13 protein-coding genes and 1 pseudogene are annotated in these 16,619 nt (G+C 59.4%); 6 read left to right on the forward strand and 8 right to left on the reverse strand.

What is annotated here, in order from left to right; genetic code table 11:
• Positions 1-59 precede the first annotated feature (59 nt).
• The 5 genes and pseudogenes from AC0L27_RS27975 (at position 60) to AC0L27_RS27995 (ending at position 5,369) form a co-directional block, all read left to right on the forward strand.
• Positions 60-422, forward strand: a complete 363-nt coding sequence (locus tag AC0L27_RS27975) for a Crp/Fnr family transcriptional regulator (RefSeq protein WP_354058591.1) — start codon at positions 60-62, stop codon at positions 420-422.
• 16 nt (positions 423-438) lie between these two features.
• Positions 439-780 carry a hypothetical protein gene (locus AC0L27_RS27980; protein WP_473320971.1) on the forward strand — a complete coding sequence of 114 codons (342 nt, stop codon included), beginning with the start codon at positions 439-441 and terminating at the stop codon, positions 778-780.
• A gap of 108 nt (positions 781-888) precedes the next feature.
• Positions 889-2,523: an adenylate/guanylate cyclase domain-containing protein gene (locus tag AC0L27_RS27985; protein ID WP_473320973.1), complete on the forward strand. Its 1,635-nt coding sequence runs from the start codon at positions 889-891 to the stop codon at positions 2,521-2,523.
• An 896-nt stretch (positions 2,524-3,419) separates the two neighbouring features.
• Positions 3,420-3,722, forward strand: a pseudogene (locus tag AC0L27_RS27990) (Ku protein); the annotation flags it as partial.
• A gap of 666 nt (positions 3,723-4,388) precedes the next feature.
• Positions 4,389-5,369, forward strand: a complete 981-nt coding sequence (locus AC0L27_RS27995; protein WP_354058587.1) for a helix-turn-helix domain-containing protein — start codon at positions 4,389-4,391, stop codon at positions 5,367-5,369.
• A 559-nt stretch (positions 5,370-5,928) separates the two neighbouring features.
• On the opposite strand, the gene AC0L27_RS28000 is transcribed toward AC0L27_RS27995, so the two are convergent.
• Positions 5,929-7,368 carry a DUF1254 domain-containing protein gene (locus AC0L27_RS28000; protein ID WP_354058585.1) on the reverse strand — a complete coding sequence of 480 codons (1,440 nt, stop codon included), beginning with the start codon at positions 7,366-7,368 and terminating at the stop codon, positions 5,929-5,931.
• A 1,092-nt stretch (positions 7,369-8,460) separates the two neighbouring features.
• Here AC0L27_RS28000 and AC0L27_RS28005 point away from each other — a divergent pair.
• Positions 8,461-10,476 carry a hypothetical protein gene (locus AC0L27_RS28005; RefSeq protein ID WP_473320974.1) on the forward strand — a complete coding sequence of 672 codons (2,016 nt, stop codon included), beginning with the start codon at positions 8,461-8,463 and terminating at the stop codon, positions 10,474-10,476.
• A 116-nt stretch (positions 10,477-10,592) separates the two neighbouring features.
• On the opposite strand, the gene AC0L27_RS28010 is transcribed toward AC0L27_RS28005, so the two are convergent.
• The 7 genes from AC0L27_RS28010 to AC0L27_RS28040 form a co-directional block, all read right to left on the reverse strand.
• On the reverse strand, positions 10,593-11,330 hold the full coding sequence (locus tag AC0L27_RS28010) for a hypothetical protein (protein ID WP_473320975.1): 738 nt from the start codon (positions 11,328-11,330) through the stop codon (positions 10,593-10,595).
• 23 nt (positions 11,331-11,353) lie between these two features.
• Positions 11,354-12,199: a hypothetical protein gene (locus AC0L27_RS28015; protein WP_473320978.1), complete on the reverse strand. Its 846-nt coding sequence runs from the start codon at positions 12,197-12,199 to the stop codon at positions 11,354-11,356.
• 377 nt (positions 12,200-12,576) lie between these two features.
• A complete protein-coding gene (locus AC0L27_RS28020) occupies positions 12,577-12,771 on the reverse strand; it encodes a prolipoprotein diacylglyceryl transferase (RefSeq protein WP_275168345.1) in 195 nt (64 codons plus the stop codon).
• Between the two features lie 318 nt (positions 12,772-13,089).
• Positions 13,090-13,317, reverse strand: a complete 228-nt coding sequence (locus tag AC0L27_RS28025) for a DUF6894 family protein (protein ID WP_275168346.1) — start codon at positions 13,315-13,317, stop codon at positions 13,090-13,092.
• Between the two features lie 3 nt (positions 13,318-13,320).
• The gene (locus AC0L27_RS28030; protein ID WP_275168347.1) at positions 13,321-14,052 is read right to left on the reverse strand and encodes a Crp/Fnr family transcriptional regulator; all 732 of its coding nucleotides are present in this window, start codon (positions 14,050-14,052) and stop codon (positions 13,321-13,323) included.
• 181 nt (positions 14,053-14,233) lie between these two features.
• Positions 14,234-14,647, reverse strand: a complete 414-nt coding sequence (locus AC0L27_RS28035) for a GFA family protein (RefSeq protein ID WP_275168348.1) — start codon at positions 14,645-14,647, stop codon at positions 14,234-14,236.
• Positions 14,648-14,721: 74 nt separating this feature from the next.
• Positions 14,722-16,560 carry an outer membrane protein assembly factor BamB family protein gene (locus AC0L27_RS28040; protein ID WP_473320983.1) on the reverse strand — a complete coding sequence of 613 codons (1,839 nt, stop codon included), beginning with the start codon at positions 16,558-16,560 and terminating at the stop codon, positions 14,722-14,724.
• Between the last annotated feature and the right edge of the window lie 59 nt (positions 16,561-16,619).

Below are 16,619 nucleotides of genomic sequence, written 5' to 3' on the forward strand. Positions count from 1 at the left end.
CACGTTCCGGCACCGGGCTCGCTCGGGCCCGTTCAAATGATGCAAGCGAGGAGGCCGGAATGCCAGACAAGTCGACGGTCCGATCCGTTTGGCAAGGATTTGATCGCAAGACCTATCCAGCGGGCGCAACGATCTTCGCGGAAGGCGACACGGGATCGGCCGCCTTCATTCTGTTGCGCGGCGACGTCGCTCTCGAAGCCGGCAGGCAGCGCGCATTAATCGAGCTGAAGCCCGGCCAGATGTTCGGCATCCATGCGCTGATGGCGGACGCCCGGCGCGGCGCCACGGCCTCGACCCGGGAGGGATGCGAAGTGATGATGGTAAGCGAGGAGAAGTTGAAGCAGAAGCTGGAGGAAGCCGACCCCTTCATCCGCTACTGGGTCGATTATCTGTCGAAGCGCATCGTCGATTTGTCCTCCTGACAGAACATCGTCCGCAATGAATATCTCCGCAGACCGCAGAACCCGCTTGACGCTGTTCGTCACGATCCTGACGCTGTTCCTGGTCTCCGCGCTACTCGTGGGCATCGGCGTCACGACCGCCGATTACATCCAGAACCGCAGCAACGCGCAGCGCGTAGCAGCCGATGCGTTCAAGGAAAAAATCGGCCGCATCAACGAGCGACGGCTTGCCTTCTTCGCTGCGCCTTTTTTGGTGCTGCAGCAGTTCTACGGCCATCCGGCGCTTCGCGACGCAGTCGAATCCAGGGAGGACATCCTGAAACCTCTCCTGCCGAGCCTCATGATGAATCCGCAGATCTCGGCGGTCTATGTCGGCTAAGAGAGCGGCAATTTTTTCCACGTCCTGTCGATCTCCGAGGCGGAGAAACCGTTCATCGAGCAACAGGGCGGTCCACCTGCCACCCGGTTTGCCCTCCACGAAATCCGCGTGGTGGACGGTGTCCGCGAGACCTCATGGACATTCCTCGATGCCCGCGGCCAGCAAATCGGAGCGCTTGCGGACCGGGCGGCCACCTACGATCCTCGCAGCCGCGACTGGTATCGCGAAGCGCGTGCGCAGCCCGAGAAGATGATTCGCACGCCGCCGTACATATTCGCGGCCACCTCGCAGGCGGGAATGACCCTGTCGAAAGCAACCGAAGACGGCGTCGTGGGCGTCGACATCACTCTCGATCGGCTGATGGAGTACGTGCGATCCGTCAGATCGAACCAGGATCAGCGCTTCGTGGCGTTCGACGAGCAGGATCGCCTGCTGGCCCATTTCGATCCAGAGCGGATGTTCAAGACATCTGGCGCCGGCGACGCCAAAAAGACCGAGCTTGCAACGACCGCGGACCTCGTGGACCCCATTGTCCGCGAGGCGGTGCGGATTTTCGTGCGCCAGGGCCCGTATGAAATGGCACGCATCGATGTCGGCGGCTCGGAGTATCTCGCCACGGTCGTGCATCAGGTCGGCAGGGACGGCAGCGGTTTTCGAATCCTATATGCGGCGCCTCTGTCGAACTTCATGGGACCACTGGCCGACGCCGCAGCGCGCAATATCCTCGCCGCGTCGCTGGTCTTCCTGCTCGCGCTGCCAGGCATCATCTACCTCGCGCATTCGATTTCGAAGCCCCTGAGCAAGCTGTCTGAGGAGGCCGAACTGATCCGGTCATTCCAGCTTGCCGAGCCCATCCGGCTGGAGTCGCGGGTGCGCGAGGTCAACGCACTGATCCGATCCATGTCAGGCATGAAAGGGACCATCAGGGAGATCACCAAGTTCGTGCCGAAGGCGCTGGTCAGAGAACTCCTGCAAAGCGAGGGTACCCTCGAGGTGGGCGGCGAAACGCGACTGGTCAGCATCTTGTTCACCGACATCCGAGATTTCACCGAAATGGCCGGGCAGATGCCAGCCGAAAAGCTGATGATCAACCTGTCTGAATATTTCGACGAACTGGCGTCGCTGATCATCCGGGAGAGCGGAACCGTCGATAAGTACATCGGCGATGCCGTCTTCGCCTTCTGGAATGCGCCGCTGCCGGTCGCTCGCCATGAGCACGCGGCTTGCGCTACGGCCCTCAAATGTCGCCTCGCTCTGCGGCGGCTGAACGAGCGGTGGATGGAACGCGGCCTGGCGCCCTGGCAAACCCGGTTCGGGGTTCACGTCGGCCCGGCGGTATTGGGCAATGTAGGCTCGTCCGACCGGATCGACTACACGGCGATCGGCAACACCGTGAACATCGCCTCCCGACTGGAGGGGCTGAATAAGCATTACGGCACTGGCATCCTGGCGAGCGGCGACATCGCAGACGCATGCTCGGAAGAGTTCCTTTTCCGACGCGTCGACCGCAGCCAACCCAAAGGGGCCGGGCAGCCCCTCGACGTCTTTGAGCTTCTTGGTATGCGTGAAGGCCCGGAGGAATTGCGCGTCACGCTGGAAATGACGCGCCTCGTCGAAGACTGGAATCGCGTCTATGCGCGGAGTATTCCCGTCAGGACTGGCTTGGAACCTTGGATGCGCTGCAGGCATTTGCCGCGCAGCACCCCGAGGACGTGGTTGCCGGCATCTATCTTTCTCGCGTAATCGGATTTGTGCTCGAGCCGCCGCCCCAAAATTGGGACCGGATCATTCACTTCGACCAGAAATAGGCGACTTCGAAAAAGGCCCCGACCGGAGGAGGCGGAAGTTGCCGCCTGATTGGCCGGCCGACTCTGAAGAGCCGCAACCCAGGTCGCGCCGGCATATCTGGAGCCGTCGACTGAACACCTCCTTCGCCTCTCGCGACACCTTGATCAGCAAACTTCCGAGCACAGGGCAATTAAGGCTGCGCTTTGCGGACGAGCTTGGTTCGCGTCGGCAAAAGACCGCCCTACGGCGGCCTTCTGTCGGCCATTGGGATTGGGGTGGGCGGTTACGGGCGAATCCCGTTTTTGCGCGCGCAATCGCGGTAAGCGGAATAGCCTGCGGAGTTTCGGGCGGCCGTGGCTCCGCTTGTCATACTACCAGCAGCAGCCGACGCAGCTTCGTTCGCCTGTCTGAAGCATTCGGCACGGATTGCGTTGGTATCTTTCTTCGGCGCCGCATCGGCTGGAATGGCACTGCCAAGTGCCAGGACAAGAAGGCCTGCGGTGCCGATTAGTCTTGCATTCAACATCATTATCTCCCTTGGTCTGCTTGACGGAAAGACGCATTCCACCGGCTCAACCGGCAGCTCGGCCCTCTAAGTTTCGCTCAAGAATGGAGGCGATCAAGGTACGAACATGTTCGCACACGTGCCGCAGAACCCTCCAGGGAGGCGTCAACCGGCGGTGGTCATCTCGAAAACGGCGTCCAAGAAGAACCGGGTCGTCGGCTTGCCGAGGAATTCGCTCCAGAGGGTAGACGCATCAAAGCGGTGATCCTGAGGTCATTGTTGTCGATCGAGTCCACGTCCGGCCGAACCGCGTGAGGATCCGCGCAGCGAGCGACGTCGCGTCGGCATAGCGGATCAACGCGGCGACGTGGCTGGCGTCTGCGTCGTCACCTGTCCCGCGTCGCTTTATCCCGCCACCCTCCGAGTTCGAGAAGATATCGTTCAACCAATTCAACCGGCAGACCGGCCATCGGATCAAGTACCTGAAGGTCAATGCCAACATCGGCGATCAGGTGCCCAACGAGGACATCGTCAAGTGCTACGAGCTCGATAAGGGGCAGTACATCGAGGTCTCGAGAGAGAGCTTGAGGAGATCGCGCTGGAGTCGACGCGGGCGATTGAGATCGACGACTTGGTTCAAGGGCACGATCCGCTCGAGCGGGCTCCTGCAGCCTGGACGGATTGGGTGCTCAGCGGGCGATCTCAACCGCTCAAGGCGGTGAGATCGATCGTGCACCGAAAGCGCCACGAAGCAGCTACCCGCCGCCTCGGGCGAGTTGGCAATGATCTTGCCCTCCACGACTTCTTCCGGGCGAGGCCTCACGATGTTGTGCGGCGGGCCTTGCGAGGACGCTGATCCCCGAAATCGTCGCCGTAGTCATCACTGGACACGTTCGCGGCGAACTGTCGAGTGGTGAACTCGGCTTGGGGCCGTGGCGGAACTAAGCCGCACCGGATCAGGGCCCAATTTCATGCGCCTCATGTCCTTCGGCTCTGCCAATGTGGGACCTTGGTCCAATTCAGCGGGGCGGTTTGGCCGCATATCTTCCTCACGTAGATACCTTCGCTGCGGCGCGGCGGCACACCCGCACTCCACAACGGGCGCGAAGATCCCTACCACTCTTGATCCATCATTCACGTTCCCGGCCGCCAAACGCTTCATTTCTCCCACGATGGGGACAGCAATGCGCCAAATCACTATTTCTAGTTGTTCTTAACCGGCCAGCACACCGGCAGCTTCTTCGGTCAGTGCGTCGACGAGTCCGTCGCACTCGTCCGCTGTCACACACGTGTGCCGAAAACTGCGGAGGAGAAGATGGATCGGAGTGCGACGCTCAGTTTTGACGATCCACTTTGTTACCAGGCGGCGATCACTATTGCCGATTTTGAGGTGCTACCCACGTCAGGCTGTTCGTTCAAAGCGGAACTGACCAAGGTTCGCCTAGGCGAGCTATTGCTCCAACGCTTCTTCCACAATTTGCCCACGATCAACTCCGGGTTCATCAAGCCCGGACGCAGCGTACTTACATTCCTGACGTCCTCGTCCCCAGCTAGTATGCGGCACTGCGGGATGGACGTTTCGTCTGGGACCATTATCGTCAATGACAGTGACGAGATACACCAGCAGACCGAGGCCGAGTTTCGTCTAGGATCGATATCTCTTGAGATGCCCAGACTTGATGCGGCTTGCCAAGTCATAGCCGGTTGCGATTTGTTTTCGAGCTCTTCGCAAAGGCAGCTTGTTCGGCCAGATGCTGCTATGATGTCGCGGCTGCTGAACCTGCATGAGATAGTGGGCCAAATCGCTGAGAACGCGCCCGAGATTCTTGTCGTCAACGAGGCGGCGCGCTCTTTGGAGAACCAGTTCATCCATCTATTGGTCAGGTGTCTCACCGAGAGCGCCTCCAGTCGATCCATTAACTGCGGCCTGCGTCAGGCTCGGATAATCGCAAAATTCCATGAATATCTCGAAGCTAACCCAAACGTGCCGCTTTATTTAGGAGACATATGCGGAGCGATCGGAGCTGCGGAGCGCAGCCTTCGCGCCGCCTGCGAAATACATCTCGGTATGGGTCCTATCCGCTACCTCGCGCTGAGGAGAATGCACCTTGTTCGCCGTGCACTCTTGCAAGCCGGTTCTTCCACGACAACGGTGACAAGAATTGCCATGGAGCACGGATTCTGGGAGCTGGGGCGCTTCTCGGTGAATTACCGCGCGATGTTTGGGGAAACACCTTCGGCTACGTTGTTCCGAGCCACCGCGCGACCGAGCCTACGGATGGCCGATGTGGCGTGAGCGCTCCCAGCAGAATGCATCTGGTAAGTGCAACATCCTTGAAGGAGGCGACTAGCGCCATCTCCAGCTTTCCCGTCCTGTCGCGATGTTGATCCCCGGCCTGTTCTGACGCACAGTCGGGCATCCGCAACGTTGCGGTGACGGATTCGTTTTGGCTCCGACCTCTTCAAGATCCCGGTTTACTGGCCGATGGCTGCTCATGTAATTGGTCAGCTTCGAGCCACACCAGAATATTCTCCGACGGGATTGACGCTCTTGGCTGGTGCGGGAGGATAGTCCCTGCCGTAACGATCAATCCGCCGTTCAACTTGGCTCGTGCAAACTCCTTGGCTTCTGATTCGGTTTCAAATGTCTTGGTTAAGCGGGGATGTCGCCGTCTTGAGACCGTGCCAATCGGCGGAACTTCAAAAGTGACGTACCAAGTGTGTTTCATTCCGTCATACCGCCAAGGGGCTGTCAGTAGCCTAACTCCGCGCTGAAGAAAAAAGCGGCCACCCTGCGCTGAGTTCTTCGCATTTCGACCCGCAGCAGATAATTTTCTATCGACGCATGACTTCCATCAGACACGCTTCACACCGGGCGGCCTCCACGTCCCTTCGCCAGCTGGCAGGATCGACGGCGGCATAGGGTTTGGCCAGTACAGGCGCATCACGAGATAGATCCTGTCATCGGGCGCAGGGAGCCAATTCGCCTCCTTGTCCGCGCCGGGACTGTCCTTTTGAATGTACAGCGTCAGGGAGCCGTCCGCGTCCTTTTTCATTGTCGACATCATTGGAGAGTTGATGAGGTACCGATTGAGCCGGTTCTTGACCAGTAGCTGGCTCTTGCCATCGTACATCGTAACTGACCAGAACGCATTTACTGGCGGCAGCTGGCCGGACGCGAAGGTGATTGTGTAGTTGTGCTTGCTGCTGTCGAGCGGCTCACCACTCGCGTCCACTCGGGTATAGGGATACATGGCTTCGACAGCATCATTGCCGTATAGGCCGCCCTTGGCAGCGCCCGCTCGCATGACCCAATCGCCGTTGTAGAAGGTCTCGTCGCCAAAGAACGAACCAACATTCCAGCCGTCGATGTTTTTGTTTCCGGCGGACAGCCATGAGTCTACCTTCTCGTCACCCCGCTTCATCCCCAGAAGGATTTCGGCTTTGTGTTCGACCGATAGATCTTTGAACGCGAAAGTCTTGCCGGGCCCGATGCCGATCTTTGCAAGTTTCGCACGGATCGATTTGTCTCTCGCTGTCTCGGGGACAAATTGCAGCGCTGCGTCGAGATATTGGAAAAAGTTACCTTTGATGCCAGCCGTGGTGGCAGGAAGAAAGTCGATCGGGGGCGCGGCGGGCGGCGCGGGTTGTCTACGGTATGCAGAAAGCGGCTGCGCCTTGTACCCGGACTGAACCTTCTCGACGTTCGACATATCGCCAGGATTGAAGAGCTGAGTACGGAAAATCGCGAGCGCGAACGGGGTCGTTGATTGAAAGACCTGCTTGACCCCGCTGGGCGTTTCACCCTTCCAGCCCGGAGCAACCAGCAGATAGTCACCCGCCTCGCTCCCAGTGGCTCGTGTGCCGATGTAGCCAAAATTGTAGGTATTGCCGTCGATGAACTGGACCGAGTAGTAGCGGTCCTTTTCAGTCATCGGGACCGAGACAACGATTGCTTCAGCGCGGAGATCCAGCCAGAGCAACGAGTAAGGAGTGTCGCTGTTCGGGGTAATGACAGCGGTGTCCTCCGGGGTAGCGACGCGATGCTGGTTGTTGATTTCGTTGAAAGGCGCCTTGAACTGCCCCGAATTCCTATCAACCGCGAATTCCTGCATCACCGCATAGTTCATCACGAGCGGCAAGCCGAAGATGAAACCTTCTTCGGCGATGTCCTTCGCCTCAAAAATACTCGGCCATTCCGGTCTGTTTTGGGCATGCACGTCGGTGGATACCAACGTAGCGGACGCGAGCCCCGCGATTGCAGCAGAGCGGAGCAACTCCCGTTTTGTAAGCATCTAACAACTTCCTTCCGTCTCTCGCCTCGTCAATGACGTTCGGACAGGAAGCACAATAACCAGGGTTTTGGAGTGCTGACTATGCGAAATCGGCGAGCTCAGGCTCGCTTCTGGTGGCGCGAATGACCCTGGAGTGTGAACTCGAAATTCGCGCGATGCCCGGAGAATATCTCAACAACCGGTTTTTGACTGGTTCAGCGCTCTCATCAGTCGTCCGGGCCCGGCGAAGGTCAAGATGAAGGCGCGCGAGCGCTTCCGCGCGGCGTCCGCCAACCAAAAGACGGGATCATTATCGAGGGGGCCGCCGCCTCTGGATCATGACCTCGGTAGCCTAAGCCGAGGCAACCGCGTCGCCGAACGCGCCTTTCGCCCGTTCGTCTTCTCATCTGCCACACCATTTTCCATGGTGCCTCTCGCAGTGCCTCTCGCAGTTCATCCGCCCTCGCCAGGCGTGGGTCCTTGTTTGCAGCATCGTAGGCCGGCAACCTCGCTTCCATCCACAGCAGCATGCCTGGATTTCACTAAACGACAGCAGCCTTCCACGATTGTACACCTCCGGCTGACGTTCCATAGGAAAGGTAATTAACTTGCGACCGGAGCTGATTGCTCCTTTGTGGACGCGCGGCAACTCCTCGCTAAAGCGCTGCATTCAGAATTTGTTCATCGCCATTTGAGTCAATTCGGCGCGCAGTTGTCCTCTTTCGGCGGGAAACCTTTCCCAGTCTCCATCCGGATCGCGACTGGTAGAGGTACGCATCTTCGAAGGCGAAGACTCTGCTCCAAGGCACTTTCATCTCCGCTAGATAATGCTTCGCACTCGCCCCCAGAGTGAATGGGATGCGTTCACCCTTCGAGCAGTGTTGAAATGACTACGCAAATTCGGCCGTGGGAAAAATCCTAGCAACCGCAGATTGGCTCGCCGCGGCCGGGAATTCGATACCGGGAATTACGTTTGGCCGTTTTCGCATAGTCGCGATTACCGAGAGGCATTATCGAACAAGAGGCCTGGCAAGAGACAGTAACAAGCTCGAATATACACCCCGCTCATTGCCGGTGACTGCGTTGAGCAACTTTGGAAAAGGGGAGCCTCCGGTGATCAAATTTGCCAAAGTGCCCTTGGTTCTGGCGATCCTGACCTTCGCACTCGCATGTGCCTGCGAGACTGCTGCCGCTTCGGTGCGCGTCGCGGGCCAGGTCCAGGCCGGCGGTGGACCGTTCGTAAGCTCGACCATCACCCTGTGGGGTGCGAGTGCGGGCGAACCCAAGCAGTTGGCTCAGGCAAGATCGGACAGTGACGGCCGATTTGAGCTTCGAACTGACGAAACAGCCGGCAAGGACGTAGTCCTGTATGTGATTGCTAAAGGTGGCGCAGGTACTAAAACCGGCAGCGGCGACAATCCGGCGACCACTCTGTTGAGTGTGCTGGGCAACAATCCTCCCGCGCAGGTCGTCATCAACGAGATGACTACCGTCGCGTCGGCGTTTACTGCCGCCCAATTTATCAAGGGCGACTCCATCTCTGGCAATCCACTCGGTTTACGCATCGCCGCTGGAAATGCTCCAAACTTGGTTGATCCGACCACCGGGGCATGGGGCAAGGTGCTCCTTGATCCGCTCAACAGCACGCAAACCACCACACTTGCAAGCCTAAACACTCTAGGCTCGCTGATTGCGGCGTTTGCGACCGCAGGTAATGATGATTGGCGAGCCCGCTTCCTCAAGGCCGCCACCACCAGCAGCGGCGTGACGCCGAAGACCACGCTCGAAGCGATGGTAAGCATCGCCCGCGAGCCCTGGGCAGACCCAAAGACACTTTACGCGTTGTTCGATGAAGCCTACCCGCAACCCAAGGACGGCGCCCGACGCAAGGCGCCGTTCGTGCCGTACTTGGCTTACGTCCCCGATGACTTCGCTCTCTCGCTTTGCTTCGCAGGCGGCGGGGTTTACTCGGCCGGTCGTCTGATGTTCGACCCCGAGGGCAATCTTTGGAGTGGACAAAATTGGATGGCCGGTTCGCAGTCTGGCGTCAATCAAAGTACCGGCGGCGGTGTGGCCAAACTCTCGCCCGCCGGAACGGCGCTCTCGCCACCAATCACGGGCTTCACCGGGATGGGTATTGATGGAGTCGGCTGGGGCACCGCTGTGACGCGGGATAGGGTTTGGACCACGAGTTTTAACGGAAAGATTTTCGTGATGGATTTCGACGGTCGCCCCAGCGGCATGGAGAGCGACTTTCCTTTCAAGGAGAAATTTCTTGGCCTCATGGGCATCGGCGTCTCGGCAGGCGGTGATGTCTGGATTGCAGATGGCTCCGACAATCAGTTGCTGCACTTTCCTGGTGGGCGGGTGAAGGACGGCCGGATCGTCAAAGTCGCCGGTCTGAAGTCTCCCTTCGACATCGTCGTCGATGGCCAAAATCGGGTTTGGGTCAGCAACTCTCAGTCGGACACCGTCGTCCGGTTTGACGCCGGTGATCCCTCTAAAACGGAAACATTCCGCGCCGGGATTGGTGTTCGTGCTCTCGCGCTCGACAGTAAGGGGAACGCTTGGGTGGCCAGCAATATGTCGCTCGACTTCCCCCCGCCGGTCATTCCCGACGGCGCGTCTATCATGGAGCAATTCAAGATCGCCGCGGGACACATGCTCAAGGTCCTCGAGACCAACCCCAAGATGGTCACCGGCGTCGTCAACATGATCCGTCCCGACGGCTCCCAGCCTGCTCCGATGGGCTTCACCGGCAACAAAGCAGTCAGTGTGCCGTGGGGTTTGAATATTGACGGTAACGACGACGTCTGGATCGGCAATTTCTGGGGCCGTGGTGTCGTGTTGATGGCGGGTGACAACACCACGAGTCATCCGGCGGGTACGAAGACTGGCGATGCCATCCACGTTTTCAGAGGCGGCAGCATCCAAATGCTGACCGATGTATCGATTGATGCGGCCGGCAACGTTTGGGCGGCTAATAACTGGAATGATCTCAACGGAGCCGCCGCGCCTGACCCTCTTCGTCCCACTTCGACATGGGGTGGAGGTTCGGGCATCACGGTCATTTACGGAGTAGCGGGCCCGGTAAAGCCGCCGCGCATGGGCAAGGTCCAAAGGTACTGAACGAGATGAATTGAAAGATCCATTTTTGTGGGTGCCCCAGAAAATGTGGTGCCCACTTCTGGATCAGGGATGGAAAGATCACCCGCGCCTGGCGACTACACCCACACCGCAAGGATTTAGGCAAGCGCCCTCGCGGAACGCGCCTTGGCTCGCCCTCTCGTCTTTTCGTCCGGCAACCTCGTCGCCAACGCGGCCTTTCGCATTTCGACTGCCTTCGCCAAGCGGGGGTCCTTCTTTGCAGCTTCGTAGGCCGGCAACACCGCTTCCATCCACATCAGCATGCCTTCGGCCTTGAACACGACGCGGTCGGCGGCGCTGTAGACGGTCTGGGTAATGGCAGCGACCTCCCGCGACATTTTGTCTGCGCCGCTCACGCGATGATCCAGAAGCGCGGATGCATATGCACCTTCCCCGAAATTCTCAAAGAAGCTCGTGACCGACCGACGCTCGTCATGAGGGCCAATCCGGTTCGGCAGCCCGACAACAGTAAGCAGATCCGGCCATCCCGGTTTGCGACCTTCCAGGGCATCAAGCGCGTGATTGAGGGAGGAAGGGGTAATCGCCTTATCCAGGTGGGCCGGTACGCGATTGTCGTTACGTTGTTTAGCGGCGAGAGCGCGCACAAGGTACTTGTTGCGATCCTGCGGAAACGCCCAGGTCGACACTGCGCCTAACTGTTGTTTCGAGTACCGCGCAACTCTTTCGAGGATCTCGATCGCAATAGACGGAACGCTCAGCTTGATTTCGCGCTTGTTTTTCACCTCGTCCGGTTTCCAGGTATAGACGCGCCAACCGACACGTTCCGGGGCGGGATCAGGAACCCAGCGATCGGAGCGCAAGGCGAGCATATTCACCAGCGCGGAGCTCCGTTGAGGGATCATCCATGAAACCTGCAGAGCCCCCAGCACTGCGTCGTTGTTATTGCCTCCCAAAGGCCTGACGGCCTCCAGAAGGGCAATGAGCATCCCGATCTGCGCCGGGGTGAGATAGCGCCCTGAGCGATCCTCCATCTCGTACTCGTGGGATAACGCCTCCCACAAGTCGCAGTCGGTTCGAGACCGGTGAAGCGACGCTTTTGCTTGAGTCCCCAGCGTAGAACCCGCTTGGCAAGATCAGCATATTTTGCGGCAGCTGAAGGACCTGAACCACTGGCCTCAATCAGGTCGCGAACCTCTTCAAGATCCTCAAGCCGAAGCTCCTTGACGAAACGCTTCTTGAGGTCAGCGTTCTCCGGCCGATCCCGCAATCGCGTCTCAATCTCGGTGATTGACGAAGGTGCAAGTCGCAGCTTGGGTGCTTCATTGCGACCACCATTTTTCGAGCTTTTCGTACGTTGCGCATACTGAGTGATCAGCATCTCGAACGTCCACAGTTCGCCCTTCAAAGCTTCAGCGCGATCTACAGCGACAGCGACGGACTTCTCGTCTCCACCCATAAGCCTTGTTTCAATGACTGCATCCGGATCGCGCCCATTCTTGATCGCGAAAATCGTTTCAGTAGCGATCTTCTTTACCTGGGCGAAGGTGAAATCTCCTGCCGCCCCAAGCCGCCGCTTTACAACTGAGGATTTTTGGCCGGGGACGCGCGTGCGAGCCTGCACATAGTATGCAACCTCTCCGCCCCTGACACGGATGCTTAGACCCCTTGGATTATCGATGGCGAACTGACATTCGGCGCTCACGTCGCGCTTGGCACTAGCCTCGCTCAGCAACTCCTTGGTCAACGCGTAGCGCCTGTTCGCCATTTTCCTAGCCTTTTGGGATACATGGGGCTACAACGATATGGAGGTCCAAGGCCCATTCCACAAGCGGTCGATTTAGGCTGTCCGTTTAACCTCCTATACCGTCAACAAATTTTGCCATTCTTGGTTCGTTGAGAGATATCCTGTTTACAGACACGCGGTTTTGTAAACCGAAGGTCGGGGGTTCAATCCCCTCAGCCGGCACCATTCGCCGCCGGAATCGACAACTTAGCGGGCCCTACCCAGGGTAGTCGGCGAAACTTTCGGTTATTTGTCGATGCACCAGCTTTCACGACGGGGCAGCCGTGGTGCATTACAATTGTCCTCACCGTGAAGCTTGGGTCCAGAAGTCGTATACGTCAAACGTTGTCGCGCATTTGCTTTCGTCCAATGCGATGGCCGATCACGCCAAAGACTACCGCCAGGAAGAGCATCACGGGGAACTTGCTCCAACCTGGTCCGTCGAAAACAAATTTGTTCACGACGAGTGCAAGCATCACGCCGTGGCCAGCAAAGATCAGGCCCTTCCACCGAATCGTCCAGTCGCGGCTCATTACCGGTCCCCTTTTGAGAGTTGGACATCAGTGCCATACGGCCATCGCGCCATCTGTGAGCAACCGCACGCAAGAACTTCGTTGCAATGAGCCCACTTAAACTGCAACGCCCCGCAAATCAGGCGCGGTATACGATTGTTTGAATCACGATGGTCCTGTCACTCACAAACAGGAACATCTAAAATGACCAAGCCCATCACCTTTGCGCTCGTGGCAGACCCCTGTTCGTCCTTCAGCCATTTCATCGTCAGCAGCGGCCCAAGGGTCTCTTGAACGTCCTTAGGGGCTAACGACGCCTAGAATCGATTTCCGACGCAATCACGTCAGAGCTTTCCGAGCGACCGTCACACTCAACTCGAGCAGCGGGTGCTTCTCGTTCCTGACTGTAATAAGGACCTGCGTCCCCTTTGCCGACGCGACGTCTCTAGCAATGGAGGTCGCCATCGCGATCGCCTCTTTTTCGGCGGCTTCCGGGCCGGGCAAATCCATCCCATCCTCGTCGACCGCAGCAAAGAAGTCGTCCTTGATGTCGAAGTAAAACTTCATGGCTCACAGCGAAGGATTGAGATGAAGGTAAAGCACATCGAAGTCTGCTATTTCGCGCAGCCTGGCTTCATCAAGGATCGATATTCGTCCCCGCTCCAAGTCCAACACGCGCTGAGCACGCAGCTGCTGAACGACCCGATTCATGTGAACCACACTCGTGCCAACGGCGTCGGCGAGGAGTGCCTGCGAGGCCGGAAAATCGAAGGACAGGCCGTCCGCTCGGCCGATCGCTTTCAATCTGGTGTAAAGCTCAAGCACGAGGTGCGCCACGCGGCTTGTGGCTTCGCGTTGACCGACGTTGCAAATCCACTCCCGGAAAATCGCGGCGTCAGTCAGTGTATCGCGCCAAAGCGCTTGAGCCACGTTGGGCCGCTTTCTTATCAGCGAACGCACCGCTGCATGCGGAATGAAGCCGAGAACGCTATCGCCAAGGGTGCTGACGTCATGGTCCATCACATGGAGAAAGAGACCCTGCAGATCGGGAATGTCGCCGGGTTGGTGAAAGGCCATGATTTGGCGGTGGCCATTGCCGACGATCTTGGATCTCAGGATGAAGCCATCAACGACAAGGCAGCATGCCGAAGGTCGATCTCCGAGAGAAACGACCGGCTGACCGCCAGCCATCCGCTTCACCGTGATTGGCAGATCACGGATAGCGACCTCGTCCTCTTCATCAATTTCGGTGCTGACCCGCAACCGCTTCAAGAAAGGTTCGAAAATTTTCGCGTTATTCATCGTTAGCTCCGGTCGGCAAACGAGTTTTTGTGACGTTCGTTCCAATCCGGACCGCTAGCTATTGTCTCACGCGAAGCAGAGGGGCTGCCGCAAATTCCAACGCCTCTCGGCGGGAACCGAACGGGAACGGCGTTAATTCATCCCGCCGCGAAGCATTGGCGCAAAATTTGACGCGCAACTCTCACTTCGAATGCTTCGGCGCGCTGCCTTGGTGGAAGTGCTCAGCACCTGATATCTCCACCCAGGCATGTTTCGACTGCTCGAAAACCGATCGGATGGGGGCCGGGTAGTTCGGAGCCGCGATCGCGCCGACGGCAACGCCGATCATCGCAGGCAGATTGTCTGCCTTCCAATAGACCGTCGAACCGCACTCGAGGCAAAAATAGCTACGGACCTGGCCGCCGCTTGCGGCTGTCCGGACGTACTCCTTCGACGCCCCCGAGATCGCAACGCCCTCCGCCGGATAGAACGCACCGACTCCGAACGGCGCGCCGGTTCGACGCTGGCAGTCAATGCAGTGGCAGGCGACGACGAGGCCGGACGGTCCCGGAAGCGACAGTGTGAGCGCGCCGCAACGACACCTCGCGCCGATCATCGAAACTCCTTCCTCTCAGTTGGCTGACGGGTTCTGTCGCTCGGCTGGAGCGCAGGGCGATCCAGGACGGACCCTCACTCCTTCGCAACCTCGAACGCCAGCAGTGCGTTGCCGGCGACGCCGCCCCATTGTCCGTAGCCGGAATTGGTGTAGAGCATGCCGCCAGCGATGATCGGCCCGGGGCCGTCGATCGCGCCGCCATGCGCAGGGGCGCCGTTCACCGTCGTATAGTCTCGCGCCGTGTCGTATTCCCACAACAGCTTTCCATCGGCTGTCGCGTAGGCGCGCAGGAAGCCGCTGACGCCGCCGGAAAACACGACGCCGGGGATCAGGCTCACGGCAGCCGAGAGCGCAGGGCTGCATTGGAGGCGATCGCCACAGGCGACAGGAGATACTTCCATCGCAATTTTTCCACTGGCGAGGTCGAGGCCGAACAGGCCACCGCCCTGGGTGGAATCGAGCCGCCGCGTACCATCGCGCAGGAACCGCACGTCGGAGTTCGCGACATAGATGCGATCCTGGTCGGCGGCCGAGCCCCACTCGCTGCCGCCGAGCGCACCGCCCTTCCCGATCCGCGTCTGCCACAGGATTTTGCCGCCATCATCAGGATCGAGCGCGTGCACGACGCCGGACTTCTGCGCGATGGCGAGAACGCGCCTGCCGTCACGCAAGGTCACGAGGATCGGCGACTGGCCAAAATCGTGGTCAGGCCCGTGATCTTCAGGACAATTGGTCTTGTCCGCGCCGAAGCACGCGACGATGAAGGCGTCGCTCGGGGTCGCTTGCTGCTTCCAGAGCAGCTTACCGGTCGCAAGCTCGAAAGCGAGGACCGCATCGGCGGTTGCGGCCGGCGGATTCGAATAGGAATTGCTGGTCGCGACGTAGACGGCGTTGCGTTTCGGATCAATCGTCGGTGCCGACCACACCGCCGCGCCGGACGGGCCGAACAGCTGCGTGCCTCTTGCATTCTTGCCGGTCGGGTGCGGCACCTCGGGGATCGTGTAGGCCTGCCACACCGGCTTGCCGGTCATTGCCTCGAGCGCGACCACGCTGCCGCGGAAAGTACAGCATTCGTAACTGGCCTGCGAACCGGCGGCCTCCTCGAGCGAGGAGACCGGGAGATAGAGCACGCCGGAATGCAGCGTCGGTGCTCCGGTGATGCGCGCTGCCGGATGCTCCTCGATCTTCGCCTTCCAGATCAGCGCGCCAGTCAGTGCGTTCACCGCATAGGCATTGGCGCGCAAGTCACCGAAGAAGATCGCGAACTGATCGGTGCCGGGAAGCGGCCCGAAGCTGATCGCCGCGCGCACCGCGGCATCGGTCGGCAGCGTCCACAACGTGCAGCCGCTTCGCGCATCGAGCGCGTGCACCTTGCGGTCGGTGCCGCCGATGAACAGCAGACCGCCCACGATGGTCGGCGGCGCAAACGACACCGAGGCGCCGGGAAAGGCATAAGCCCATTTCAGCCGCAGGCGCGGCACCTCTTCCGCGGTCAGGCCGGCCATGTCGGCCGGCTGGAAGCGGCTGTTGCCAGCGTCGACGCCCCAGCCATTCCAGCGCGGACCATCGAGCGGCTGCGGAAAGAAGTTGACCTGCTGCGTGCAGCGTCCCTCCGCATCGACTGCATTGTCGCCCACCGCGGCCTTGCCGGTGACGAAGGCAGCAATCGAGCGCCGTTCCGAGTCGCTGCGGTCCTTCGCCATCGCCGCCATGCTGCCGGAAGTCAGCGTTCCCAGCACATGATCGAACGACATCGCCTGCATGGCGCCGCGGCCGGGCACACGGCTCTGGCCATCACCGCCGTCGTGACATTGCGCGCAGTGGCTTGCGTAGAGCGCAGCGCCGTCCTGCTGCGCCAGCGCGGGCGCACAGCACCAGACCAGCATGGCGACCACGACAACACTCGGTCTCATGGCGTGCTCCGGCATCGTCACCGCAATGCGAGACGGCATCATGCAACCCAAAGTATAGC

It is taken from the genome of Bradyrhizobium sp. Ken51, from assembly GCF_055807435.1.